The 24,323-nt window shown below is 59.2% G+C and carries 21 protein-coding genes; 8 read left to right on the top strand and 13 right to left on the bottom strand.

The annotated features are described in order from the left end of the window. The first annotated feature begins 281 nt into the window (after positions 1-281). The 7 genes from bcsZ (at position 282) to VO84_RS02060 (ending at position 9,661) form a co-directional block, all read left to right on the top strand. Complete coding sequence (bcsZ, locus tag VO84_RS02030) at positions 282-1,466, top strand: cellulose synthase complex periplasmic endoglucanase BcsZ (RefSeq protein WP_058185626.1); 1,185 nt, start codon at positions 282-284, stop codon at positions 1,464-1,466. After that, on the top strand, positions 1,466-6,622 hold the full coding sequence (locus VO84_RS02035) for a cellulose synthase subunit BcsC-related outer membrane protein (RefSeq protein ID WP_058185627.1): 5,157 nt from the start codon (positions 1,466-1,468) through the stop codon (positions 6,620-6,622). The genes bcsZ and VO84_RS02035 overlap by 1 nt, the downstream gene beginning before the upstream one ends. A 481-nt stretch (positions 6,623-7,103) precedes the next feature. After that, complete coding sequence (locus VO84_RS02040; RefSeq protein ID WP_058185628.1) at positions 7,104-7,502, top strand: DUF2089 domain-containing protein; 399 nt, start codon at positions 7,104-7,106, stop codon at positions 7,500-7,502. Then, positions 7,499-7,759, top strand: coding sequence for a hypothetical protein (locus VO84_RS02045; RefSeq protein ID WP_058185629.1), 261 nt, complete (start codon positions 7,499-7,501; stop codon positions 7,757-7,759). Before VO84_RS02040 ends, VO84_RS02045 begins: the two co-directional genes overlap by 4 nt. 11 nt (positions 7,760-7,770) lie before the next feature. After that, complete coding sequence (locus tag VO84_RS02050) at positions 7,771-8,028, top strand: hypothetical protein (RefSeq protein ID WP_058185630.1); 258 nt, start codon at positions 7,771-7,773, stop codon at positions 8,026-8,028. A 13-nt stretch (positions 8,029-8,041) separates the two neighbouring features. Next, positions 8,042-8,521, top strand: a complete 480-nt coding sequence (locus VO84_RS02055; protein WP_058185631.1) for an SHOCT-like domain-containing protein — start codon at positions 8,042-8,044, stop codon at positions 8,519-8,521. 75 nt (positions 8,522-8,596) lie between these two features. Beyond that, a complete protein-coding gene (locus VO84_RS02060) occupies positions 8,597-9,661 on the top strand; it encodes a cobalamin-independent methionine synthase II family protein (RefSeq protein WP_058185632.1) in 1,065 nt (354 codons plus the stop codon). Between the two features lie 10 nt (positions 9,662-9,671). Here the strand turns inward: VO84_RS02060 and VO84_RS02065 are convergent, their stop codons facing one another. From VO84_RS02065 to hpt, 11 genes are all read right to left on the bottom strand, one after another. After that, positions 9,672-10,796: a universal stress protein gene (locus VO84_RS02065; protein ID WP_058185633.1), complete on the bottom strand. Its 1,125-nt coding sequence runs from the start codon at positions 10,794-10,796 to the stop codon at positions 9,672-9,674. 6 nt (positions 10,797-10,802) lie between these two features. Further along, a complete protein-coding gene (locus tag VO84_RS02070; protein ID WP_157439678.1) occupies positions 10,803-12,212 on the bottom strand; it encodes an ATP-binding protein in 1,410 nt (469 codons plus the stop codon). Positions 12,213-12,264: 52 nt separating this feature from the next. After that, entirely contained in the window at positions 12,265-13,779 is a 1,515-nt protein-coding gene (locus tag VO84_RS02075; RefSeq protein WP_058185634.1) for a DUF6798 domain-containing protein, read from the bottom strand. Between the two features lie 134 nt (positions 13,780-13,913). Then, complete coding sequence (locus tag VO84_RS02080; RefSeq protein ID WP_157439679.1) at positions 13,914-15,626, bottom strand: ArnT family glycosyltransferase; 1,713 nt, start codon at positions 15,624-15,626, stop codon at positions 13,914-13,916. A gap of 90 nt (positions 15,627-15,716) precedes the next feature. Then, on the bottom strand, positions 15,717-16,442 hold the full coding sequence (locus tag VO84_RS02085) for a ZIP family metal transporter (protein ID WP_058185636.1): 726 nt from the start codon (positions 16,440-16,442) through the stop codon (positions 15,717-15,719). Positions 16,443-16,446: 4 nt separating this feature from the next. After that, positions 16,447-17,526, bottom strand: a complete 1,080-nt coding sequence (gene ychF, locus VO84_RS02090; RefSeq protein ID WP_058185637.1) for a redox-regulated ATPase YchF — start codon at positions 17,524-17,526, stop codon at positions 16,447-16,449. Positions 17,527-17,608: 82 nt separating this feature from the next. Further along, positions 17,609-18,100, bottom strand: coding sequence for a DUF4149 domain-containing protein (locus VO84_RS02095; RefSeq protein ID WP_058185638.1), 492 nt, complete (start codon positions 18,098-18,100; stop codon positions 17,609-17,611). 25 nt (positions 18,101-18,125) lie between these two features. Beyond that, on the bottom strand, positions 18,126-19,940 hold the full coding sequence (locus VO84_RS02100) for a SpoIIE family protein phosphatase (protein WP_058185639.1): 1,815 nt from the start codon (positions 19,938-19,940) through the stop codon (positions 18,126-18,128). A gap of 25 nt (positions 19,941-19,965) precedes the next feature. Continuing rightward, complete coding sequence (gene deoC, locus VO84_RS02105; RefSeq protein WP_082661619.1) at positions 19,966-20,730, bottom strand: deoxyribose-phosphate aldolase; 765 nt, start codon at positions 20,728-20,730, stop codon at positions 19,966-19,968. Positions 20,731-20,873: 143 nt separating this feature from the next. Continuing rightward, positions 20,874-21,230: a nuclear transport factor 2 family protein gene (locus VO84_RS02110; protein ID WP_058185640.1), complete on the bottom strand. Its 357-nt coding sequence runs from the start codon at positions 21,228-21,230 to the stop codon at positions 20,874-20,876. A 22-nt stretch (positions 21,231-21,252) separates the two neighbouring features. Beyond that, positions 21,253-21,813 carry a hypoxanthine phosphoribosyltransferase gene (gene hpt, locus VO84_RS02115; protein WP_058185641.1) on the bottom strand — a complete coding sequence of 187 codons (561 nt, stop codon included), beginning with the start codon at positions 21,811-21,813 and terminating at the stop codon, positions 21,253-21,255. Positions 21,814-21,931: 118 nt separating this feature from the next. Here hpt and VO84_RS02120 point away from each other — a divergent pair, with 118 nt between their 5' ends. Next, on the top strand, positions 21,932-22,723 hold the full coding sequence (locus VO84_RS02120; RefSeq protein ID WP_058185642.1) for a prolipoprotein diacylglyceryl transferase: 792 nt from the start codon (positions 21,932-21,934) through the stop codon (positions 22,721-22,723). A gap of 9 nt (positions 22,724-22,732) precedes the next feature. Here the strand turns inward: VO84_RS02120 and VO84_RS02125 are convergent, their stop codons facing one another. Together VO84_RS02125 and VO84_RS02130 are read right to left on the bottom strand one after the other, a co-directional pair. Next, positions 22,733-23,410 carry a DNA-3-methyladenine glycosylase I gene (locus tag VO84_RS02125; protein ID WP_082661620.1) on the bottom strand — a complete coding sequence of 226 codons (678 nt, stop codon included), beginning with the start codon at positions 23,408-23,410 and terminating at the stop codon, positions 22,733-22,735. Positions 23,411-23,435: 25 nt separating this feature from the next. After that, positions 23,436-24,122, bottom strand: a complete 687-nt coding sequence (locus VO84_RS02130) for a SprT-like domain-containing protein (protein WP_058185643.1) — start codon at positions 24,120-24,122, stop codon at positions 23,436-23,438. Positions 24,123-24,323: the final 201 nt, after the last annotated feature.

Below are 24,323 nucleotides of genomic sequence, written 5' to 3' on the forward strand. Positions count from 1 at the left end.
TGCGAATTAGGAAAAATCATTTCGAATTCTTGAGAATCGAAGCTAAATTTCCTCATCGTGCTGATCTTCGCGTTCCTGATGGAGATCTGGGTCAGGCAATGGCTGGGTCACCACGCGCGCCGGCGTTTGAAGATGGGTTAGTCCGAAGCATCTGTTACGGCTGGCAGAAGTCGGTCTGTTAAAACGCAGTATTTGGAAAGCCGGGGCAGATACCCTACACTTGTGCTTTCCATGGCATCCAACGGGCCAGAGCTGCAATCCCTTAGCGGAGAATCAGATCGATGAGTGCGTGGTGGACGCGGTCGCGGCTTCGGATTCTGCTGTCAATATTGCCTTTCCTGATGGCTGCCGACGGCTGCAGATCCGCCGCCGTGCAGTCCTGGCCACTCTGGGAAAAGTACGCCGGGCGATTTATCAGCGCCGACGGCCGTGTTGTTGATCCCATGCGCGGCGACATCACTACATCGGAAGGCCAGAGTTATGCGCTCTTCTTCGCGCTGATCAACAATGACCGCGCGCGCTTTGACCTGCTGCTCAAATGGACGCAAGCCAACCTCGCTGCCGGCGATCTCAGCACGCACCTGCCCGGCTGGATGTGGGGTAAGGCGCCGGATGGAAAATGGAAGCTCCTCGATAAAGGTCAAGCGGCGGATTCCGACTGCTGGATTGCCTACTCACTCATCGAGGCCGGCCGGCTCTGGAAGAACGACCAGTACACCCATCTTGGCCAGGCCATGTTGGGCCAGATTGCCAACGCCGAAGTCGAAGATCTGTCCGGTTTTGGCCTCATGCTCATGCCCGGCCTCAGCGATAGCTTCATCCACGGCCAGGCCTACACGCTCAACCCAAGCTACGTGCCGCACTTCCTCTTCGCGCGCTTTGCCGTCGTCGATCCCACAGGTCCCTGGCCCGCAATCGCCGCCAACACCCCCCGCTTCCTCAAGCAGAGCACGCGTAGTGGATACATCATGGATTGGGTCACCTACACACCGGGCACAGGATTCAAGCCAGCCTCCGGTCCCGCGCCGTCGGACCCCACCAAACCCACGCCGCCCGCAGTCGGAGGCTACGATGCCATTCGCGTCTATCTCTGGGCAGGCATGGAAAACCCTGCCGGACCAATGCGCTCACAGTTGCTAGCCGCCGTTCCCTCCATGGCGAGTTATCTTGCTGATCATGGTGCCCCGCCTGAAAAGGTAAGTGACGAAGGCATTCCGATCCTTCAAGATGGACCAATAGGCTTTTCCGCTGCGGTGTTACCGTATCTTCGTGCACTGCCGCAAGCGAGCAAGTCTGCTGCGCAGCAGAAGCAGCGAATTGACGCGCAGTTGAACCCGGCCACCGGCCTCTACGGCAAGGACCCGGCGTATTACGATCAGAACCTGATTCTCTTTGCCTCCGGATTTGATCAGAGTAAGTTCAGCTTCGGCCCGGAGGGCGAATTAAAGGTACAGTGGACATATTGATGACACTTCGGCGCAATCCGGCAATCGGCCTTCGCCTTCTTTCCGCATGGCTCTGCGTGGTGTGGTTGTTCGCAATATCTTTCGCCGCGGCGCAGCGTACTGCACCGGTCACAGGCCCGGAAAAGACACGCCAGACGCTCATCAGTAATGCTCACGCACTTGAAGGCCGCGGCCGCCCCGACATGGCCGTGCAGGTCTGGCAGCAGGTCCTCTTCTCCGATGCAAAGAACGCGGAAGCCCTTGCCGGTGTGGCCCGCGACTACAAGCTCCTCGGCCAAACCGACGAGGCGAACGCCGCACTCGACCGCCTCCGCGCCGCCTATCCCAACGATCCCAATATCGCTAAAATCCAGGCGCTCTCCAGCGTTCGCGCGCAGGGCGATCAGCTTCGCCAGGCCGGCGATCTTGCCAGGGCAGGGAAGAACGATGACTCCATGCGCGTCTATCGCGCTCTCTATGGCGATCATCCACCCGACGGCGACATCGCCATGGCCTACTATCAAACCCTCTACGGCGCCACCGCCGGCAAGCAGCCGGCCATCTCCGGCATGCGCGGCCTTATGCAGCGCAATCCCGGCGATCCCCGCTACGCCATCGCTCTAGGCAAAATGCTCACCTACGATCCCGGAACGCGTGCCGAAGGCGTCCGCATCCTCATGACCCGCCAGTCCGACCCCGATGCCGCAGAAGCGCTCCGCCAGGCGCTTGTCTGGGAGTCAGACAATCCCAACTCCGCCGGACAGCTGCACGACTACCTCAAGACGCATCCGAACGACACCGAGCTGGCAGCCAAGCTCAAAGACGCCGAGCAGAAGCTGGCTCAGATGAACTCTGGCATCGCCCGCACTCCCGAAGAGCGCGCAGCCTTCGCCGCGCTCAACGCCAAAAAGCTCGCGGAAGCCGAACAGCGCTTCACCGCCTTGCTCCAGAAGGATCCCAAAAACGGCCGCGCCGCTGCCGGCATGGGCTTCCTGCGCATGCAGCAGAACAACTTCGGCGGCGCCGTCAGCTACCTCACGCAGGCCGAGCAGAGCGGCTTCCGCGACAAATCCGTTGTCGACGCCCTCACTACTTCGCGCTTCTGGTTCACCATGGGTGAGGCCTCGCAGGCCGTCGACGAAAATCAGCCCGAGCTTGCCGCTTCCAAATACAAGCAGGCGCTCGCCATGCGCCCCGGCAGTCCCGAAGCCCTCAACGGCCTCGCCGGCCTCTACATGAAAGAGCAGCAGTACGCGCAGGCCGCCGAAGTCTACTCCAGCCTGCTCAAAGACCAGCCCAAAAACCAGGCCGGAAACGCAGACGCCTGGCGCGGACTCTTTCTCTCCTATGCCCGCGATGGTCAGAACGACAAAGCGCTCGCTCTTGCCGGTCAGTTTCCGCCAGCCGTAAAAGCCTGGCTCGATCGCGACCCAGACTACCTCCGTACTCTTGCCGTGCTCTATAACGCTTCGGGCCGTCCCGCGGATGCCGAGCGCGTCCTCGCCCAGGCTCTCTCGCTGCCATTCCCGGCACAGGGCGCAGATCTCAAGGCTGACACTCGTTTGCAATACGCCGCCATCCTCATGGAGGCCAGACGCTACAGCCAGGCGGCCACTCTCTATACACAGATACTTCAGGATGACGCCACCAACCTCAATGCATGGATGGGCCTTGTCAGCGCGCATCACACCATGGGGCAGGATGAGACCGCTATCGCTGACGTTGAGAAGATGCCGCCCACCATCTACGAGCAGGCGCTCAACGACGCGAACTTCCTCTCCATGCTCGGCTCCATCTACCAGCAGTCTGGCCGCTATGACATTGCGCAGCAGCTCATCGAGCGCGCAGGCAAGCTCCAGGCCGTATCCGGCGCGCCGCTCAGCATTCAGCTGCAACTGCAGCTCGCCGCCATCTATCTGCAGCGCAATAACACCGATCAGGCTTACGGCATCTATCGTCAGATTCTCCTCGCCCACCCGGATCGCGCAGAAGCATGGAAGGGTCTCATCGCCGCGCTGCAGCAGACCAATCACGCCAACGAGGCTCTCCAGCAGATCGCCTACATTCCTCCCGCCGTGCGCGCGCAGCTTGAGCTGGACCCGCAGTTCGTGCAGAGCGAAGCCAGCCTCTACGCCACCGCCGGAGACGCCGTCCGCGCTACCCAGGCCATGAACCGCCTTTCCGCGTACTACGCAAAGCTCGGCCAGCCCATGCCCGTCGACCTCGCTATTCAGAACGCCTGGGTCCTTTACAACACAAAGAACGAGCGCGCCCTTTACCCCGCGCTCATGCGCCTCGGCGGCCGCGCAGACCTCACCGTCGCGCAGCGCGAACAGGTCCAGACCATCTGGGCCAGCTGGAGCACCCAGCGCGCCGGAACCGCCTTTGACGCCGGTAACAACGAGCGCGCCGTCGAAATTCTTGAAGCCGCATCTGCCGCCTTCCCGGACAACATCACCGTCAAGCGCGTCCTCGCCGGCGGCTACCTCCGCATCGGAGAGGCCAGAGCCTCGCTCGCCATCTTCAAATCCCTGTCCAACGACGACGCCAGCGCCGCCGACTTCCAGGGAGCCATCTCTGCCGCCCTCGCCGCCGGAGACAAATCCCAGGCCGAGGCATGGCTGCGTCAAGCCCTCGAGCGTTATCCCAACGACTACCGAGTTCTCGGCGCGGCAGCCCGCTTTGAGCAGGCTCGCGGAGATAACCAGCGCGCCGCCGACTACTGGCGCGCCGCTCTCGCCTCGCTTCCACCCGGCTCGCCCACAGATCGTCTGGCCCACGAGCTGGCCTATCCCGACGCCGACACCAAGCCACGCAAAGCCTATACCGCCACGGATCTCGCCCGTCTGCTCAATCCCGACGACGAGCCATTCGCTAAAACCGTCCAGCTTCCACCGCTGCCCTCCTATGGTCCCGATCCCTACCTCGGCAAAGCCCCCGTCGTCCTTCCTGACTCGGCGTATCAGGCTTCCGTGCCGCTCGTGACGCAGATCCCGGCTCCCGCTGCATCCACGCAGACGCAATCACAACCCGCGGCAATCGCGCCCGACACAACGACACCGCCTGCTACCAAACGCCATCACAAATCCGCCGACTCCTCTCTGCCTGCGCCTTCCACGTATCAGGGCCAGTCGACGCCGCCATCCTCCCGCCAGACATACACGCCCTCATCGCCGGCTATGACTCCTTTCCAGACTCCAGTCCAGCCATCCCCAACCGCTCCAGCCCAGCCCTCGCAACAGCCTCTCTATCTCCCCGGCCAGACCGCGCCGCCAAATCAGCAACCCACCACGCCGCTCATCCCGCAGCATCCGCAAGCCATGGGCCCCACTCCGCGTGACTACGATCTCCAGACCGGTCTCAAGCTCTCTGATCCTGAGCAGCAGGCAGCCGAGCGGTTGAAGATGCCGCAGACCACCTCCGTGGCCCAGATAGACGCCCTGATTGAATCGCCCATCCGCCCCATCGAAAACGTGCCTCTCACGCTTCCATCCGTTCCTCTTCCCGTCCGTCCGAATGCGCAACCCGTTACGCAGGATGCCGTAGCCACCAGTTCCGCCTCCATGGAGCCTGTCCAGTTCACGCCCTCGGCGAAGGATGCGGCCACCGGCGCATACTCTGCCCCGCAACAAGCCCAGACTCAGAAGCCCACTCCCGCAACAACTGAGCCCGCACAGCAGCCCGCGGTGTCAAAAAAGAAGAAGCTTAAGAAAGCCGCTGCTACAGCACCGCCGCAGGCCACGCAGACCGTTCCCACGCTCGCCACAGTACCCGCTGAAACTCAGCCGCAGGCTCCTGCCCAGGCTCCGGCGCAGCAGTCTGCCGAGTCCGGCGTCAGCGATCAGGAGCTCCAGCAGCAGAACCTTCCGCCACTCCGCGGACCCTGGGTCCGCGTCCAACGCCAGCCCCAGCCCATTGACCCGCGCACCGAGGTTGAAAAGCAGCTCCAGTCCCTCGAAAGCAGCTACTCCGCCTGGCTCGGCGGCGCCGGCCTGGTCAACTACCGCAGCGGCAATCTAGGCTACGACCGTCTCACTGCTCTTGAGGCGCCTTTTGAGGCCTCCATGCCCTTCGGTAACAACGGCCGCCTCACCTTCATCGCCAAGCCCGTCTTCCTCGACTCTGGCCAGGCCGATGGCTCCGCCCAGATCCAGGTAGTTGAGTCCGTCTCTTCCAGTTTTCAGCTGGTCAACATCCCTGAGCCGCTCGGTACTGACACCAACACCGGAGCCAATGGAACTACCGGCGTCACCGGCACTCCGCCGCCACAACAGAACGCATCCGGCATCGGTGGCGAAGTGCAGCTAGCCTTCCCGCATCTCGCCCTCGCCGCCGGCTATTCTCCGTACGGCTTCCTGGTCAGCAACTGGACCGCTCGCGGTCAGTGGAAACCCGACGGTGGCCCGTTCACCATTACCGCCAGCCGCGATTCGGTCAAGGAAACCCAGCTCTCCTACGGCGGTCTTCGAAATCCGCCGGGATCGCTCACCAATCCCGGAGCAATCTGGGGCGCGGTCATGGCCAACCAGGGCAATGTGCAGTTCTCCAAGGGGGATGCGCTCTCCGGTTACTACGTCAGCCTCGGCGGACAGTACCTCAACGGCTACCACACTGAGACCAATACCCGCTTTGACGGCACAGGCGGCGCTTACTGGCGCGTCTACACGCTGCCGGAGTACGGCTCGCTTACTCTCGGAGCCAACTTCTTCGGCATGCACTACGCGCACAACGAGTCCGCCTACACCTATGGCATGGGCGGCTACTTCAGCCCCCAGTTCTACTTCCTGGCCACCATTCCCTTTGCCTGGACCGGCCACGCCGGTACGCGCTTGCACTATGAGATCAACGGCGGCGTTGGCATTCAGGCCTTCCAGGAAGACAAGACCCCGCTCTTCCCGCTCGCTGAGCAAAAGCCGCTTGAAGTCTTTCTGAACAATGCAGCGCTGCCGGCCCTCACCACGGTGGGCGCAAACTACAGTCTCCGCGCCGCCATCGCGCATCAACTCGGTGCCCACTGGTTCGTCGGTGGCTTCCTCAGCGCAAACAATACTTCCAACTACAACGCCGTGTCAGCGGGCTTCTCCGTCCACTACCTCTTCCGTGCGCAGTCTCCCACGGTAACCTCGCCTACCGGCCTCTTCCCGACAGATGGCCTGCGCCCCTTCAGCGTTCCGTAGCATGGGGTATTCGGAATCGGATCATCGCACTGACTTCCGTGCACAAAATCTCTTTCAGATAGTTTGCACAAAATTACCGCCATCTATGCCATACTCGTCCTGGAATCAAAAAAGGCCCGGCCCTCAAGACCGGGCCTTCGTATTTCTGCACGAATTGGAGTCAAAAAGTGCAATTTCGCCGCATTTTGACCGCATTTTCGCACCCTTTTTTCAGTCAAAAATGATCCGCAAATACCAATAAATAAATAACTTAGAATCGATGTCGACCGCAAAATACACGATTTTTCCCCGGTACAGATTCTGTAAATCTTTAATTCTGTACCCCGTCTGAATCGCATACTGGGTAGCCTCAGCAGCAATTTTTCGCCTCTGATTGAACTAAAACTTGATTTAGTGAGTAGAAAAAATAAATAAAGTTAAAAATATAACTTGTAATTCTCACGAAAGTTAACTAAAGTTCTCTTGTCAAGCAGGAAACTTTATGACTATCCATGACAAAACGATCGCCGAATGGCAGGAACTCCTCCGCATCGCCCAGGGCAGCTCGCTAGTCGTCGAGCGCGTCCGCATCCCGGAGAAGGGAATCGCGGTGGAAGGGGCATTCACCCTTCCCCAGCTTGCCCGGCTTAGCCTGGAGGATCAGGTCTTCATCGTCGCCTTCCTCCGCTCTCACGGCTCCATCAAGGAGATGGAACAGGTCTTCGGCCAAAGCTACCCAACCATCAAGGCTCGTCTGACCCGCATCGCCGGCCAGCTCGAATTTGTCGACAATAACCCCGCCCCCGCCCGGACAGAGGTTCGGTCGGATGTTCTCGATCGGCTCAACCGCGGCGAGATCTCGCCGGACGAGGCCATTCAGGCTCTGGAGGGAGTGCAATGATTCCAACCGCCGCCATCGTCAGAATTCAAAGCCCGCACTGGCGCGGCTTCCGTCTCTGGATTCCGCTCTTTCTTCTCTGGATTCCCATCCTGTTGCTCTCGCCGCTGATCCTGCTTGTCCTTCTGGCCTGCTGCATAGCCGGGGGCATCGATTTCTTCTCCGCCGTCGCCACCTTTTGGGGGCTGCTTGCCGGCCTGCGCGGCACCGATGTCCGCGTTGCCTCGAATGGCAGCCACGTGACTGTCAGCATTCTGTAGGAGTCGTCGTTATGAATCAGTATGTACGCACTCTTTTATCGCTTGTGGCCGCCGGCCGCATGAGCTCCACCGAGGCCGAGCGATGGCTTGCGGCTAGCCGCGAAGAACGGCTCGCGCGCAGCGAGAACCGTTGGATTTTTACCGCTCTGGTCGCTGCGGTGCTGGTGCAGTTCTGGCCGGCTGTTACAACCGTTTCGCAGTGGACAGCGACACAATTGCCCCAGGCGCTCACGCACCTGCAGCACGTACTTTCATTCTTTGCCGCATAGCAGGAGGAACTTTATGAACGAACATCGCAGACAGATTCTGGAGATGCTGGCCGCCGGGAAGATTACCGCCGAGCAGGCGGAAAAGCTTCTCACCGCCATTGAACCTGAACATACAAGCGTTCCGGTTGGCGAATACGCCGGCACCATTGGCGGAGCCACCGCAGCGCCCGCCGCCACCATCAAAACGCGCGCCAAATATCTGCGCGTGCTGGTTGAGGCCGACGAGTCCAGGACTGGAAAGAAGGGCCTGAGCACGGTCAACGTCCGCGTACCGATGCAGCTTCTGCGCGCCGGCGTGCGCCTTGCCGCGCTGATTCCTCAACAGGCTCACAACCAGTTTGACGAAGCTCTTAGCCGCCACGGCGTTCCGCTCACGCTCTCGCAGATCAAACCTGAAAATCTCGAAGAGTTGGTAGATCACCTTGAAGACCTGACCGTAGAGATGAACGGCGCGGAAGGCAACAAGGCCAAGGTGCGCGTCTTCTGCGAGTAGGCACGAGGACTCGGCAACGCTCTCTCCATCGTTTGGTGGATGGTCTCCCGCGATTGGCAATCTAGACTTGCGGCCATGAGCATTCCTACGGAACCCATTGGCAGCATTCCCCGTTCGCCCGAACTCCTGCAATCGATTCAAGCCCACGCGGCAGGCCGCGTCTCCGCCGCCGAACTTGAAACGGCCTATGAAGATGCGGTGCGCGACACACTTCGCCGCTTTGAATCGACTGGTTCGCCGGTCATCACCGATGGGGAGCAGAGAAAATCGAGCTTCGCAACCTATCCGCTTGAGGGTCTGACTAATCTCGCACCAGATGGCGCTGTGATTCCCTTCAAGGACGGCCACACGCGCCAGTTGCCCCGGCTTGCGCAAGGACCGTTTCGTTACGGCAAGTTCGCAGGCGAGTATTTACAACGCGCCAAGCCGCTGGCTACGCGGCCGATGAAGCAGGCTGTGATTTCGGCCTCAGCACTGAGCCTGCTGTATCCCGCTGACGGGATCGCGGGTTACTCGCGGGAAGCGTTCGTTGAAGATCTAATCAACGAAGCGGTTTCCGATATCGTCTCCGCATTTTATGCCGGAGCGGAGACGGTGCAGATTGACTTTACCGAGGGGCGACTTTCGCTCAAGCTTGATCCGAGCGGCGGACTGCTGCGCAGCTTTGTGGATCTCAACAACCGGGTGCTTGATCGATTCAACGATACGGAGCGTGCGCGGATTGGCGTGCATGTCTGCCCCGGAGGAGATCATGATTCCACGCACTCGGCGGATGTGGACTATGCCGGCCTGCTGCCTTCGTTGTTTGCGATGCATGCGGGACGTTTTTATCTGCAACTGGCCAGCGAGGCTGATCGCCCACGTGTGTTGCGCATGATTGCCGAACTGGCAGACAAGAGCCACAAAATTTTTGTGGGCGTGATCGATCCGATATCTCCTCGCGTTGAGACCGCGGAAGAGGTGCGCGATCGAGTCCTCGAAGCTGCGTCGATTCTTGCTCCGGAGCGGCTTGGGACAACGGATGACTGCGGCTTTTCGCCTTTCACGGACGACACATCGACTGCGCGGGATATTGCTTTTGCCAAGATTCGCGCGCGTGTGGAGGGAACGGCTCTTGCCGCTGCGGAACTGGGGCTCTAAGCGAAGAAGCTTACGCGCGTTTTAACGGCTTGTGCATGGGGACTACCTGAACAGTGACGTCCCGCACCTCAGAGAGGAACCGGTTGAGCACGGAGCCACGCAGCAGAATATCCAGCCGTGACCGTGCCGACTGGCCGAAGACGACGTGCGTAATACTCTCCTGCTGCGCATAGCGGATGAGTGCATTCGAGACGTTCTTGTCGACGAGGTTCACCACTTTTGCGCCGAGATCACGGCCCATGCGCTCGTATTCCTCCAGCCGCTGATGCGCCTCCGGGTCACCGTGGCCTTTGTCGTCAGTAGGTCGGGAGACGTACACGGCATACCAGTTTGTCGAAAGCCTGCCGGCAATACGCGCACCCACGCGCAGAAGGCGCTCGCCGCCTGGACGCGGCGTGAGGCAGACCATCACCTTCTCCGGAACGGATGCCTGCTCCCAGCCGCGCGAACGGCGAAACTCGGCCTCGCGGTTGGATACCTGTTCAGCAGTGGTTCGAAGGGAGAGCTCACGCAGCAGATTCAGGTTCCCGATGCGGAAGAAGTTGGCGAGCGACTGCTCTACTTTTTCGGGTGCGTAAATCTTGCCCTGGCGAAGGCGATTTCGCAGCTCATTGACCGTGACATCGACGTTTACAACTTCGTCTGCGCGCTTCAGGAAGTTGTCCGGGACCGTTTCGCGGATAACTGTATTCGCTGAGCTGTTGACAGCGTCATTCAGCGTTTCAAGATGCTGAATGTTTACGGCGGTCATGACGTTAATGCCTGCGTTCAGCAGGTCCAGAACATCTTCATAACGCTTGCGGTTCCTGCTGCCCGGCACATTGGTGTGCGCTAGCTCATCAACTACCACGGTATTGGGATGCCGCGCCAGGATGGCATCGACGTCCATCTCTTTGAGCTCTACGCCGCGATAGGGGATGACGTGTTGTGCAATTATCTCGAGATCGCGGATGCGCTCCTCGGTCTCCTTGCGGCCATGCGTTTCTACGAGGCCAATGACGACATTGATGCCTTGTTCCTTGAGCAAATAAGCGTCGTTCAGCATGGTGTAGGTTTTGCCCACGCCGGGTGCCGCGCCAATGTAAATGCGAAGGTTACCTTGTTCAGGTTTGGGATCGAGCTGGAGTTCGGCCATGCGGACTTAACCCACCTCGACTGGATGACGGACGGCTTCCACCGTGGCCACGGGTAGGGTGAAGCGAAACGTGGTGCCCTGGCCGAGCCGGCTCTCGACGGCAATCTGGCCGCCCAGAGATTCGACGAGACGACGCACGAGCGCTAGGCCCATGCCGGTGCCGCTCTCGGAAGAGGCATTGAAGCGGTCGAAGATGGTTGCGAGGCGGTCGGCCTCAATGCCGCGACCGGCGTCGCGCACCGTGAACTGGACAAAGTTTTTGAGCTCTTCGGCAGCGAGCAGGATTTCGCCCTCCGGGGGCGTGAAGCGAATCGCATTTGCCAGGAGATTATCGAAGATCGAGCGCACAGCTCGGCGGTCCGCGCGGATGAAGGAGAGATCCGCGTAGGCCTGAATCTCAATGTGGACCTTCTTCTGCGTAGCCGGATCGGCGTAGCGGTCATCGACTTCCTGCAGCAGCGCGATGGGCCGCAGGTTTTCGAGCTTCATTTCGCGCTTGCCTGTGTCGATCTCCGCCACTTCAATCAGGTCGGCCATGAGGTCGTCGAGGATCTGCGCCTCGCGACTGGCATCTGTGACCAGCTCGGCCTGCAAAGGGGAAAGATCGCCGGCAAAGCCCTGGCCAATGGCGTAGAGCCCACGGCGCAACTGGAGCAGTGGATCGCGCAGCTTGCGGCTGGCTACGGCAATGAACTGCGTCTTGAAGCGATCGGTGTTTTGCACTGCGGTGACGTCTTCGAGCGTAGTAACTGCGCCGAGCAGGCGGCCTTCGGTGTCGCGCATGGGCGTGGCGCGGAGGCGATAGCTGCGGTCATGCTGGCCGATGCGCATGGGCAGCACGGCGGAGTCGCCTTCGGCGGCGATGGGCTTCTGCATAGCGACGGCATCGCGAATGGCAGAGAGAATCTTGTCTCCGCCAGGAGTGTTTGTGAGCGCCATGCGGTCGGTAGACGAAGGGCCCAGAAGCTCGGCGGCAGATTGATTCACCTTGAGCAGATGGCCTTTTGCGTCAGTAACGATGATCGGTTCAAAGATGGATTGCAGTACGGCGTCTGAGAGCTGAAACTCCATCTGCCGCCGGCCGGCATCGGACTCACGCAGTTCGCGCAGCCGTACCGCCAGCCGGTTGATTTCGGCGGCGAGCACTCCGGCGCTGTCGCGTCCGGCCCACGTTGAGCGATGTTCGAGATTTCCCTGAGCGATCTTGCGGGCGTCGTTGGCCAGCGTGCGAAGCGGCGCCAGGACTACAAGTACTGTAAGAATGGCCAGCGCAATTGCGGCTGCGGGCAGGGCAATGGCAAGTGTGTGATGCCCTGCTGTTGCCAGTGCTCCGCGGGCTGCTAGTGCTAGCCATAGCGTTAGCCCAGCCAGCGCCGCGCAGCCCAGAATCAATCGTTGTGTGAGGCTTAGCATCATCCGCGAATCTCAGTCTCTATAGTATGCGGATTGCCAACTCGCGGGGAGTCGCTTATGGAATGCGACAGACGCTGAGGCGGTCGTTATGCCAGGGACACGCCATGCCGGAAGCCTGCTGGTTGGCCACCAAAACCCAATCCACGCCGAATTTTGATTTCAACTGCTGGAAGTCTGCGCGGCCAAATTGGTTCCAGCCCTCCTCAGCGCGCGTCTGGTCGTACCACATCTGGCCGAGTTCGGGGACCTTGGTGATGACAGCGGTGTCCTTGATGGCGTCTGCCAGAGCGCTTCGCTCCGCGAGAGCGCGGAAGCTGTGGTAATCCTCATCTGGTGCGGCCATGTAATGCGGATCGAGCGCGAAATAGGCGTCCTGGGGAGTGTTCTGGCGAATCCATGTGAAGGCCTGCAACCAGGGATTGCGCGAACCTGCCGCGGGTAGTTCGATGTGCTCTGTGCTGGCAAAGAGCTGACGTTGGGAGAAGTACATTCCTCCGTAAAACAACACCATGAATACGGCCCATCGCCATGCCTTGCCGCGAAGTGCGTACATGCCCAGATAGGCTCCGCCGACGATTGCCATAAAGACGTAGATTAGATGAAGGAAGCGCATTGGCTCCAGCGCGCGGAAGCTCTGCAGAACCTCCGGCCCCTGCAGCACCATGGCCACGGACTGCTGAAAGATGCCGTAGATGCAGACCGCAAGCGCAAACAACGAGAGGTTGCTACGGCCTTGCCGCTTTGCCACGTAATAGAGGACTCCGAAGAGAACGATTGGAGCGAGATCGCCGATCCACTCGTACCAGGTCCAGTCGTAAACGCGCAGCCAATGCCGTGTGCTCATGGCCTGGAGCAGGAACTTGCTCGGCGGCGCAAAGGCCCATCCAAACGGAATGAGAACCAGCGCGGAGGCCGGCACAGGAGCCTTCATCGGGCCTGATTCATAGCGAGTGAGCCACGCGCGCATACGTGCCCGGAACGGCTGATGCAGCACCAGACTAAGAATGCAGCTGAATGAGATTCCCAGCGCGCCCATTAACGGATGCATCACAAACGCAACTGTCAACAGCGGAATGGCCTGCCAGCGTTTACGACGGAGAATCCGCTCCACAGCAAAGAGAACCAGCGCCGTTGCTGGATTTCGCGGGTGCAGATACTGATCGGCTATATAGAGAGCTGTGCCCGCAACAGGCAGTGTCAGCATGGCGCCAAGCATGGCGATTCCGCCCCAGCGCGCTGAGGTCTCTTCGAAGAGCAAGCAGAGAATTCTCCATGCCGCCAGAACGATCAGAAAAATTGCAGTGGCATGAACCAGCAACTCGGCCCACGCTACGGGAAGTCCCGTAACCCGCACCAGGTTCGCCATCCAGACATCGAAGAAGCTGGTCCGCATCTGCAGCATGAAGAAGGCGGCATCGTGCGGATAGAGAGCGGAATTGAGGTGCGCCTTGACGGCAGGCAGGTAGACGGCATCATCCTCTGCGCCGGGGTGATACCCCATCGCTAGAAATCCAAGAAAGGAAAACAGGAGGACCGGCAGGATGGTGGTACGACTTAAAAACCGGCGCAATCGAAAACTCCGTTCAAAAATCCGGCGGCTACACTCAGCAGACGCCACGGGTGGGAAAATCACGGCTCCCAAATTTAGACGAATTATGCATTGTAGAGCCTACATAACTAAAGGGAATTCTAATGATTCATCATTCATTTAGTATCTGAAACCTCAAAAACATACATCGCATGGTCCAAAACTGCTTTAAGCGGGTACTGCTGCAGCCACCGGTATGCCTGATGATCACTCAATAACTGCCCCGAAAGATGCGCGGCGCTTATTACAACTGTACCTGTTGGACGGTCCTTCTCGCCTAATCGTTCATATTTAATGCCCATCCAGGCCGGATCCACTTCACCCACGTAGGCCAGATGAATGGTTTCCTGCGGGTGGGCAATTTGGTACTCCCGAAGCGCGTAAAGCCCCTGGCCCCAGTCTGTATTGCTGTCGCTGAGCAGCGTCCATGTCCGATCCGGGTTTACGAAAGGGGTAAAGTACGCCAGATCGTTGGGTGCATAGCGCGCAGTGTCCACGGCCTGCGCCAGAACCAGCAAGGGCAGCAGAACAAGCGCCCACCGCCGCTTAGCCTTAGCCAGCCACGCACCTGCTGCCGCAGCATACAACAGGAGAAATGGATACATCGGCAGCACATGGCGAACCCCGATGTTGATATGAGAGATCAACGCAAAGGCCATATAGACGGCAGGGAAGACCGATAGCAGCAGCAGTTCTCGATCAGCCACTTGTTCATCCGAAGCGTCAGGTCGCCACTCAAGTTGCCGGGATGCTGTGGTCACAACTCCTATGATGCCGCCAAGCAGCACAATGGGTGGCCATTTCAGCAGCATCGCCACCGGAAAGTACATATGGAAGCCCTCCGCGCTGTATTGGCCGAGTAGAAAGCTCCTGTGTCCTTCCGCGTTGTGTGCCACCACCTGCCCCAATCCGGTAAACCACTCACAGGCCGGCCAGAAGATGGTGATCGGCGTCCGTAGCGTTGGCATTTCGTATTGCAGCAGTTTTGTGTAGCCAGCGAAGTGGATTGTCACCATCTGATCGGCAAAGGTGACCCGGGAGACGTGAAAGAAATAGCCCGCCCATACGACGAGAAACGCCGTCAATAATATGGCCCCTGTGCGCTTCCACTGTAATCCACGCAGCCATCCCGAGATGCCCCGCCCCTGCCCCGGCAGCTTGTGAAGCAGAACGAGAGCAAGCACCAGCAAGATGATGGGCGGGCAGTTGAACTTGGCGAGCATCATGATGCCTGTGGCACATCCCAACAGGGCTGCGTGGCCCCATGTGGGATTGCGGCGGTAGCGAAGAAACTGCAGCGTCGTGAGGAAGATCGCCAGCGTTGCCGGTCCATCCATGGTATCCATCGAGAAATGCGCGACTAGGTCCGGCGAAACTGCGGCCAACCCCAGCGCAAAGAGTCCGGCGGTTTCTCCAAAGAGCCTGCATGCTGTGGACCAGACTAGCAAGAGCAAAATCAGGCCCAGCAGCGTATTTATCCACCGCGAGCGATTGAGCCATACCTCTGCAGCAGGTTTGTCCAGACGGACCTGGTCATCGGCGATGTGGTATTTCCAATCTGTTCCTAAGAGGGGCAGTGCAAAGAGCATTCGCGGCAGCGGCGGCTGGTCGTGCCAGTGTTTGAATTCGCCGAACTTCCATGCTTCGAGGCCGGCTACGAGGTGCTCCGGCTCGTCGTTTGTGAAGGATTGCGTGCGGATGAACCACGCGCACTGCGCAACGTAGACGAGCAACAGTGCGGCTACTACAGGCCATCTGCCCGAGCGATTTTTCTTAAGGAGGCGATGCTCTGAAACATGAAGCTCGGTCTCAATTGCGAAAGTGGACATATTGAAGTACTCGGCAACGGCGCAAAAGTTCGCGCGGCCCAAGATCACTCCAGTTAGACGGGATGCAATAGTGAAAGTTGAGACGTGCGATCAGAGTGCCGGCAGCAGCACTCGCAGCAAAAGGAAGCCTGCCACGCCGAGAAAGAAGATCAGCGCCATGCGGATTCCGGGCTCGCGGTTTACTTCAGGAACCAGATCGCTCGCACCCACATATAGCGCTACGCCTGCGGAGATGGGCAGGCCATATGGAAGCCAGCTTGGAACAAGCTGTATTACGAGCACTCCGATGAGTGTGGCCACGGCCAAGCCCACAGCGGAATAAAAGGCAGCTGCACGGCTGCGTCCGCTGGCCATCATGATGGAGGCCATGGTGAAGCCCTCTGGCATTTTATGCAGCAGGATGGCTAGAAAGATGAGCCAGCCGAGTGCGCTGCTGACCACAAAACCCGAGCCGATGGCGACGCCATCGAAAAGCGCATGCACGCTGAGGCCAGCCAACACAGAGTAGCTGGTGTGGCGGGAGACAAACTCATGATGGTGTGTCTCTTCGCCGTAGTGAAAGTGCGCGTTGATGGTGTGCTCAAGCAAGTGCATAAGGCAGTAGCCCGCCATGATGAGGACCGGGCCAAGCTGCGGGCTTAGCTTGATGCTCTCCGGCGCCATTTCAAGCACAGCCGTAGCCATGAGGAAACCTGCGCCCAACGCGACAAAATAGCGCAGGTATCGCTCTATACCACGCGCGCGGACGAGCACCAGCCCGCCGGCCACATCGGCCAGCGCGGCGAGGAGCCCGAGCAGGATGGATAAGCGGATCATTTTGTCAGCCGCTATGCCGGATGTGCATCACGTCGCCATCCTGCACAATGTACTCTTTGCCTTCCAGGCGCAGGGTGCCGCGTGAGCGGGCGTTGGCTTCAGAGCCGGCATCGAGCAATGCGTCCCAGCGAATGGTTTCCGCGCGGATGAAGTGATGCTCGAGATCAGAGTGGATGGCGCCTGCTCCCTGCGGGGCTTTGGAGCCTGCGGGAATGGTCCATGCGCGGCACTCATCTTCACCGGCGGTGAAGAAGCTGATGAGGCCCAGGAGCTCATAGCTCTTGCGGATGAGGCGCGTGAGGCCGCTGTCCTTCAAACCGTAGCTTAAAAGGAAATCCGCTGCTTCATCATCGTCCATCTCGGCCAGTTCGGCTTCGACCTTGCCGCAGATGGCCGTTGCGCCGGCATTGGGACGGCTGGCTACTTCTTCGAGCTTGTATTTGGCTACGGCTGCTTCAAGATCGTCGCCGAGTGTAGTGCTTTCGCCGATGTTGAGTGCGTAGAGAATGGGTTTCTGCGAGAGGAACATGAAGCCCTTGATGAGCTTTTTTTCGTCGGCTGTCATCTCGAGCTCGCGCAGAGGCTGTTCCTGTTCCAGCGCTTCTTTGGAGCGCAGCAGAAGCGCTTGTTCGCGTTCGAGATCGCCGGTGCGGGCGCGCTTGAGGTCCTTCTCGACGCGCTCCAGACGCTTTTCGATCTGGGTAAGATCGCTGACCATGAGGTCGAACTCGACATTCTTGATGTCGCGTAGCGGATCGATGGCTCCGACGTGCGGGATGGAGTCGTCCTCAAAGGCGCGCAGTACGTGGATGAGAGCGTCGTTGTTGCGGAGACTGGTGAGGAAATTTGTTTCCTTCAGCGCTTCCTGGCCGATGGCGGCGACGTCTACGTAATCGACCGTGGCGTAGGTGGTTTTCTTCGGCGAGTAGAGTGTGGAGAGCTTGTCCAGCCGCTCATCCGGCACGCGGGCTACGCCAATGTGGGCCTCACGCGAATAGCCGCGGTCTTCCACCTTGGCCTTGGTGAGGATTTTGAACAGCGATGTTTTGCCCACCTGCGGTAGGCCAATAATGCCAGTTTTCATGCACTTCCCGTAGCGGCCCTGCGAGGATGATGAAGCGACAAGGGCCTCTACGATTTTAGCTGATGAGAAGGGCGCGCAGGTCTCAGGCCCGCACGGATTCTGCTCGCGCTACGAAGACAACCGTGGCAATGCCGAAGAGCAGCACGATTTCCTCGACCAGCGTGCTGCGGCGATGCAGCTTGTTGAAGTGGATTGTCTGCGGGCTGCTGGTGTCTGTGTTGTCGATTGCGCCGCCTGCGGCGATGCGATCGCGCTCCATGGATGGAATGATGCCGAATTGCGAATACGCTGTCGCTCCGATCATCAGCAACAGCAGCACCATTGGGACCAGAACCGAGTGCGGCTTGTAAATTCTCCACGTCGGCGCGATGGCTAGCAGGAGTAGAGCTACGAGGCCTGCGATGAGGCCCATCCAATGCAGCGTGCGCAGTAACTGGCCAACGATGGAACCTGCGGCATGTGTATCTGGTGCGAGGGTGGTGAATGTGACGGCAGCAATGACAGGAAAGAAAACCTCTGCGCCCAGCCAGACGATGAGTGCGAGAAAAAGCAGCGTGCGAAGCAATGTTTTCATCAGGGAAAATATACTTTACCGGGCTTCATCGCACACGCAAAACGATGATTGTTTCATCGTCGAATCGGTCATGGCCGCCCTGAAAGTGGGTTACGTCGGACATAATTGCCTCGGCGATGGAGGCTGCGGAGCGCTTGCGATTGGCGCATAGCATTGCCGACAGGCGTTCATCGCCGTACATTTCTCCTTGCGAGTTTTCGGCATCCGTAATGCCGTCCGAGGCAAAGAGCAGCGCGTCGCCGGGCTGCGTGGCGAGTGTGAATTCCTCGTAGGTTACATCGGGGAACATGCCGAGGGGAAAGCCCTCTGCGCGCACGACTGTTGATTTGCCGCCGCGACAGAAGATGGGCTGCACCGCGCCGGAGTTTGCCACCTGTAAGGTGCGGTTCTCGTCGTTCCATAGCGCGAATAACATAACGACGTATTGCGAATCGAGCTTACGAACCTGGAGGGCATCGTTGAGGATGGCGAGCATGCGCGCCGGATCGGGGTGCAACGTGGACTCGGAACGCATGATGCCGCTGACAAGCGCAGAAAACAGGGCTGCCGGTGCGGCTTTGCCGCTGACATCGCCGAGCACGATGGCGCTCTGGTTCGACCCGTAATCGAGAAAGTCATAGAGGTCGCCGCCGATGGATCGCGCGGGCAAAAAGCGAACCGCAAGTTCTGCATTTGTGTGTACGGGCGGCGCGGAAGGCAGCAGGCGAAGCTGGACCTCGCGAGCCATGGCGATGTCGCGTTCCAGTTGTTGCTCCTGGCGGCGTACTGCCTGATAGAGGCGCGCGTTTTCGATGGCAATGGCGATTTGTGCGGCAAGCGTTGTCAACACTCGCTCATGCTCTTCGTTGAAGAAGCCGGTGCGCGTGTGTTCGAGATCGAGCACGCCAATGATTCGCCCCTTGTGAAAGAGCGGGATGATCATCTCGGAGCGGGTCTCGGGATTCATTTCGATATAACGCAGGTCTTTGCGAACATCCGGCACATTTACCACGCGCCACTCGCGCGCCGATGCACCAACGAGGCCGCTGGTAATGGGGATGCGCCGCTTCGGGGCGTGCGAGTATCCGAAGCGCCATGCGTAGCGTGTGATGAGCGTCTCACCCGTGTCATCGACCAGCATAATGGTGAACATCTGGTAGTCGATGAGGCGGCGCAGCAACTGGCCGATGCGCTCAAACAGCGGGTCAATATCGAGAATCGAGGTCAGCTCCGCGGCAATTTCGTTCAGTACGGAAAGCTGCTGGGCCTGGCGTGCGGCACGCGTGTAGAGGCGCGCGTTCTCAATGGCCTGAGCGATGCGCGAGGCGGTCAGCGTGAGCAGGTGCAGGTGTTCATCGCGGAAAAAGTCCAACTGCTCGCTTTCGATGTCCATTACACCGATCAGCTGGTTTTTGGCGATCAGCGGAACGGCGAGCTCCGAGCGCACCTGAGGATTTGCGCTGACGTAGAAGGGCGCCTTGGTTATATCGTTCAGCAGGATCGGCTTGCGCGTGAGCGCTACGTGGCCGGCAACGCCTTTGCCGAGCGGCAGCTTCATTCGCTCCACTTCCGGCGTGTGGCCGATCTGGAAGCGCATGCGCAAGTCCTGCGTGCGGTCATTGAGCAGCAGGATGGCGAATATCTTGTAGGGGATGATTGCCCGCACCATTTCGGCTGTGCGATTCATGAGCGTCTGCAGATCGAGCGTGGTGTTGAGCGTATCCGCCATCTGCACGAGATAGGCGAGATCCGCCGTTTCGACGCGGATATTGGCCGAGTCAATGCGTGAGGGCTCGGCGGGACGATAGTCGCCTTCAAATTCGTGAATTGGCGGCGGTAATGGCTCGGGAGGTTCGGGCATCCGTATCGTAGCGAATGATACCTGATTACTCGTCAGTTAGCTCACCCAACTCCCGGAGAATGGCTACGCTGGCAGAAGCGCCAATGCGGTTGGCGCCGGCCTCCAGCATCGCGCGCGCGTCCGCAAGCGTGCGGATTCCGCCTGATGCCTTTACGCCGCAGCGTGCGCCGGCGACGCCGCGCAATAGCGCCACATCGGCAGCGGTCGCACCACCGGTGGAGAAGCCGGTTGAGGTCTTCAGGAAATCCGTTCCGGCTTGAATGGCGATCTCCGCAGCGCGCAGCTTTTCTTCCACGGTGAGCAGGCAAGTCTCCAGAATCACCTTGAGAATTGCGCCGTGATGGTGCGTGACGGATGCGACCGAACGGATGGTGTGCTCGACGGCTTGGTGGTTGCCGCTTTTGAGCTGGCCGATGGGCAGGACCATGTCGATTTCTTTTGCGCCGAGCCGTGCCAGTGTTGCCACCTCATAGCGGAGCGTGGAGACAAGTGAGGCTCCGAGTGGAAAGCCGACCACTACACCTACTGGAACTCCCGTTCCTGAAAGTACGGAGGTTGCGGTGCATGCCCAGACGGGGTTGACCATGGCGCAGGCAAACCTGTATTCGGCTGCCTCATTGCAGAGCTTTTCGACCTGCTCGCGTGTGGCCTCCGGCTTTAACAGCGTGTGGTCGATTACGGCAGCGAGCGAACGAGCATTGGCCAGCGTCTGCGCGGTAAATCCGGCAGCGTCAAAGTCGCCATTATCAAACTCAAGATAGGCCGTTGAGATGGAAGCGCCTGCTGCCATGGGAATGCTCCTTTCGTTCGCGGTGCTGCCCAAATTGTTCAGTCCGGAGTATGAGTATAGAACCCGGATGAGTCATGCACCAAATCCCGAAAAAATTGCACCGGGACTGTACTTTCACACAGCTCTTAGATGAAGTTTGCCGGTCAGGGGATTACTTCTTCAATGTCCATACGCTCGATCAGTTCAGCGCTCAATCGGTAGATGTGCCGCACTCGCTGGTCTGCGAGCAGTTTGCCTTCGCGGTCATGCACGATCTGATGCACCTCCACCGCAAACCGGCCATCCTCCAGCCTGTAAATCTCCTGCGGCTCTACCTTGGGATCAAGCACAGCCCATTGACGCGTCCAGTAGTCCCGCACGCCATCATGCCCATGTACGTAACCACCTTCCCACCCGTTCGGCCACTGTACATCCTCGGCCATGAGAGCCAGCACTGCATCGAGATTCCGCGCGTTGAAGTTGCGGTAAGCTGCTTGCAGGATTTCGATTTCCTTGTCCATTGCGCGCCCTCTCGTTCGCGGGTTACTCCGGATGTTCCGGGGTCATCAGGCAGATATCAGGCAGGTTGCGATAGCGCTCGGCATAGTCCATGCCGTAGCCGATCACGAAGAGATTCGGAATTGAAAAGCCGACGTAATCGGCCTCGATCTTTTCCATGCGGCGTGCCGGTTTGTCGAGCAGCGCGGCGATGCGAAGTGACTTTGGATGATGCTGCTGAAGAATTTTGCGGAGATATGTGAGCGTGATCCCGGTGTCGAGAATGTCCTCGACGATGAGCACGTTTTTGCCTTCAATCGGATGATCAAGATCCTTGATGAGCTTGACCGCTCCGGAGGAGCGTTGCCCTTTACCGTAGCTGGAAACGGCGATGAAGTCGAAGGTGGTATCGGCCTGTACGGCGCGCGCGAGGTCGGCCAAAAAGACTGCCGCGCCTTTCAGCACGCCGATCATGATGAGCGGCTCGCCGTTCAGGTCGCGGGTGATCTCCTCACCGAGCTCCGCTACGCGGCCGGCGATCTGCTGTCGGGTGTAAAGAACTTGCAGCCCTTGCTGCTGGTCTTCAGGTTCGGCCACTGTGGTCATGTTCCCAGTATGAAACGAGATACGGGGAGGGATGCAAGTGAGGATTAAAAAAATCTGATGCCTTTTGACGTCATCGCGACCTAACTTCTGCAGCGATTTGGGGTCTATACTGGAGACGATGCTGCCTGAGATTCCTCTTCCGTTCTGGCCCCACGCAATTCCTACTTTCGGCCTAATGCTTTGGTTGGCTGCTGTTGTCGGCGGCCTGGTGCTGGAGCGCAGCTTCCGGCGGGCTAAAATCTCCGCTGACGCCATTGGTATCGTGATGATTACAGTGGTGGCCGGCATTATTGGCGCCAAGCTGTGGCATGTGCTGGATACGCCTGAGGAGTTCCGCGAGCAGGGCTGGCGCGTGCTGTGGGACACGGCTGGTTTCGCCTGGTTTGGCGGTCTGGTTTTCGGTATCAGCGCACTGGTAGGGCAGGGAATTATCGCCAAGATTGGCGCCCTCAGGACGCTTGACCTGGCCTCGCCCGCCGCTGCTATCGGCTACGGTATTGGGCGCATCGGGTGTTTTCTCTCCGGTGACGGTTGTTATGGCAAGCCCACCACGCTGCCCTGGGGCATGAGCTTTCCGCACGGCATTGTGCCGACCTACGAACGCGTGCATCCGACGCCGTTGTATGAGCTGGGCAGCTCACTGGTGATTGGCGCGTGGCTCTGGTTGCGCGGAGGAAAGCGGCGGCCTACAGGAGCACTCCTGGCCGAGTACCTCATCCTTACCGGCGCGGCGCGTTTCCTGGTGGAGTTCCTGCGCAGGAACCCGCATGTGCTGTGGGGCATGACCAATGCGCAGCTTGCCAGCGCGGGCAGCGTGGTTGCGGGCGTGCTTCTGCTGCTGTTTGTTTCGCGGCGAGGGGCGGCGGAATTCGTGCCAGTGCAGGAGACTACGGCGGAGCCGACGGCTTAAGATTTCGTTCTATTCAAAAGTGGGCGGTTTGCGGTGCGATTTTTTTCGCGGAGGAGTTTGGAGCTCTATTCCGCCCAGCGCAGCGAAGCGTTTGTGAATCGCTGATCCTAGGTTTTCAGCGGGTGTCTCAACTTCTTTGTGCCGGAAGCAGTTCGGCGCGTGGTCGTTGACCATGCCGACGGCCTGCATCCAGGCGTAGACGATGGTCGGCCCCACGAATTTGAAGCCGCGTTTCTTGAGCGCCTTTGAAATCTGCTCCGAGAGCGGCGTCAGGGCAGGCACAGGACCGGTGTTCTGGATGGGCTTGCCGCCTACGAAACTCCATGCGTAGCCCGAGAAATCGTCGCCTGCTGCCTGCATTTCGAGATAAATTCGCGCGCCGGCGATGGTGGCTTCTATCTTGGCACGAGAGCGGACGATGCCAGGGTCGGCGAGGAGCCGCTGAATGTCCTCTTCGTCGAAGCGGGCGACCTTTTTGGGATCGAAGTTCTTGAATGCTTTGCGGAAGGCTTCGCGCTTGCGGAGAATGATGATCCACGCCAGGCCGGCCTGAAAGCCCTCCAGCATGAGCATTTCCCAGAGCGCACGGCTGTCGTGATTGGGTACGCCCCATTCTTCGTCGTGATATTGACAATACAGCGGATCGGAGCCAGCCCACTTGCAGCGGATTAGGGTTTCTTGAGTCACGATACAGGTCCTTGGCAGGTTAATTCTAAAGCCGTTTCAGAAACGCCAGCGCTTCTTTTAGCTGCGGGAATTTCCCTTCGTCGGCTTTGAAGGCGGCGGGGTGGACGCAGCGGCGCGTTCCCTTCATTTTGACCGGGTGAACCAGGTGCAGCATCTCGTGGTACAGCAGGTATTCAATGGCATAGCGAGGACTTGAGGGCCGGTCGAAGACACGGCTGACGACGATGGTGTTGTGAGCGGGGTCGTAGTGACCGAGGAGGCGTTTGGCCAGGCTTTCGCTCCAGGTAAGCTGCGGACGGCCCATGAAGCCGTTGAAGAAGCGAGTGTTGAGCGACTCGAAGACCTCTTCGAGGTTGTAATAACGGCCCTGAGGACCAAGGTAGCGCTTGCTGCCGCGGCGGCTGCGGGTGAGCTCCGTTTGCCGCATGACCGCGGAGGAAGTGACGAAGCGTTTGTAGCGGTGATTCTGCGTCGGGTCGATGGGCCTTTTATAGAGCTTGGCCAGCAGGATGTGCGCTATGGCGCGCAGCACGGGTTCTGGCGCCCCTTCAAGCAGGTCCGAAAGGCTAACGTGCATGTGGTCTTCGCGGAGGCGGATGGTGGTGTTGAGGGAGACGAACTTGCGGAAACGAATGGTAAACGGCGGCATGGGCGCGCGCGGACGCAGTGCCCGGTACTCCTCCTGAAATATGGGAATGAGTTCGGAAGCCACTGAGTTTGAGGTTAGCAGAAATGCAGAGAGAAGGCGCGCTGCGCGAGCGATGCGGAGAGGGAATAAGCTATGATGGATGTAAAATGTTTATTTGCAACAATATACATTTTATCTTACAAAATGTGCGATGTTTACTGATTGGTATATGAAGTGGTTACCTACCCCGCAAAAGGAGGGGGAGGGGGCAGGCTTTCAGGAGGA

Origin of the sequence: Occallatibacter gabretensis (genome assembly GCF_001449115.1) — a bacterium.
GTDB lineage: Bacteria > Acidobacteriota > Terriglobia > Terriglobales > Acidobacteriaceae > Telmatobacter > Telmatobacter gabretensis.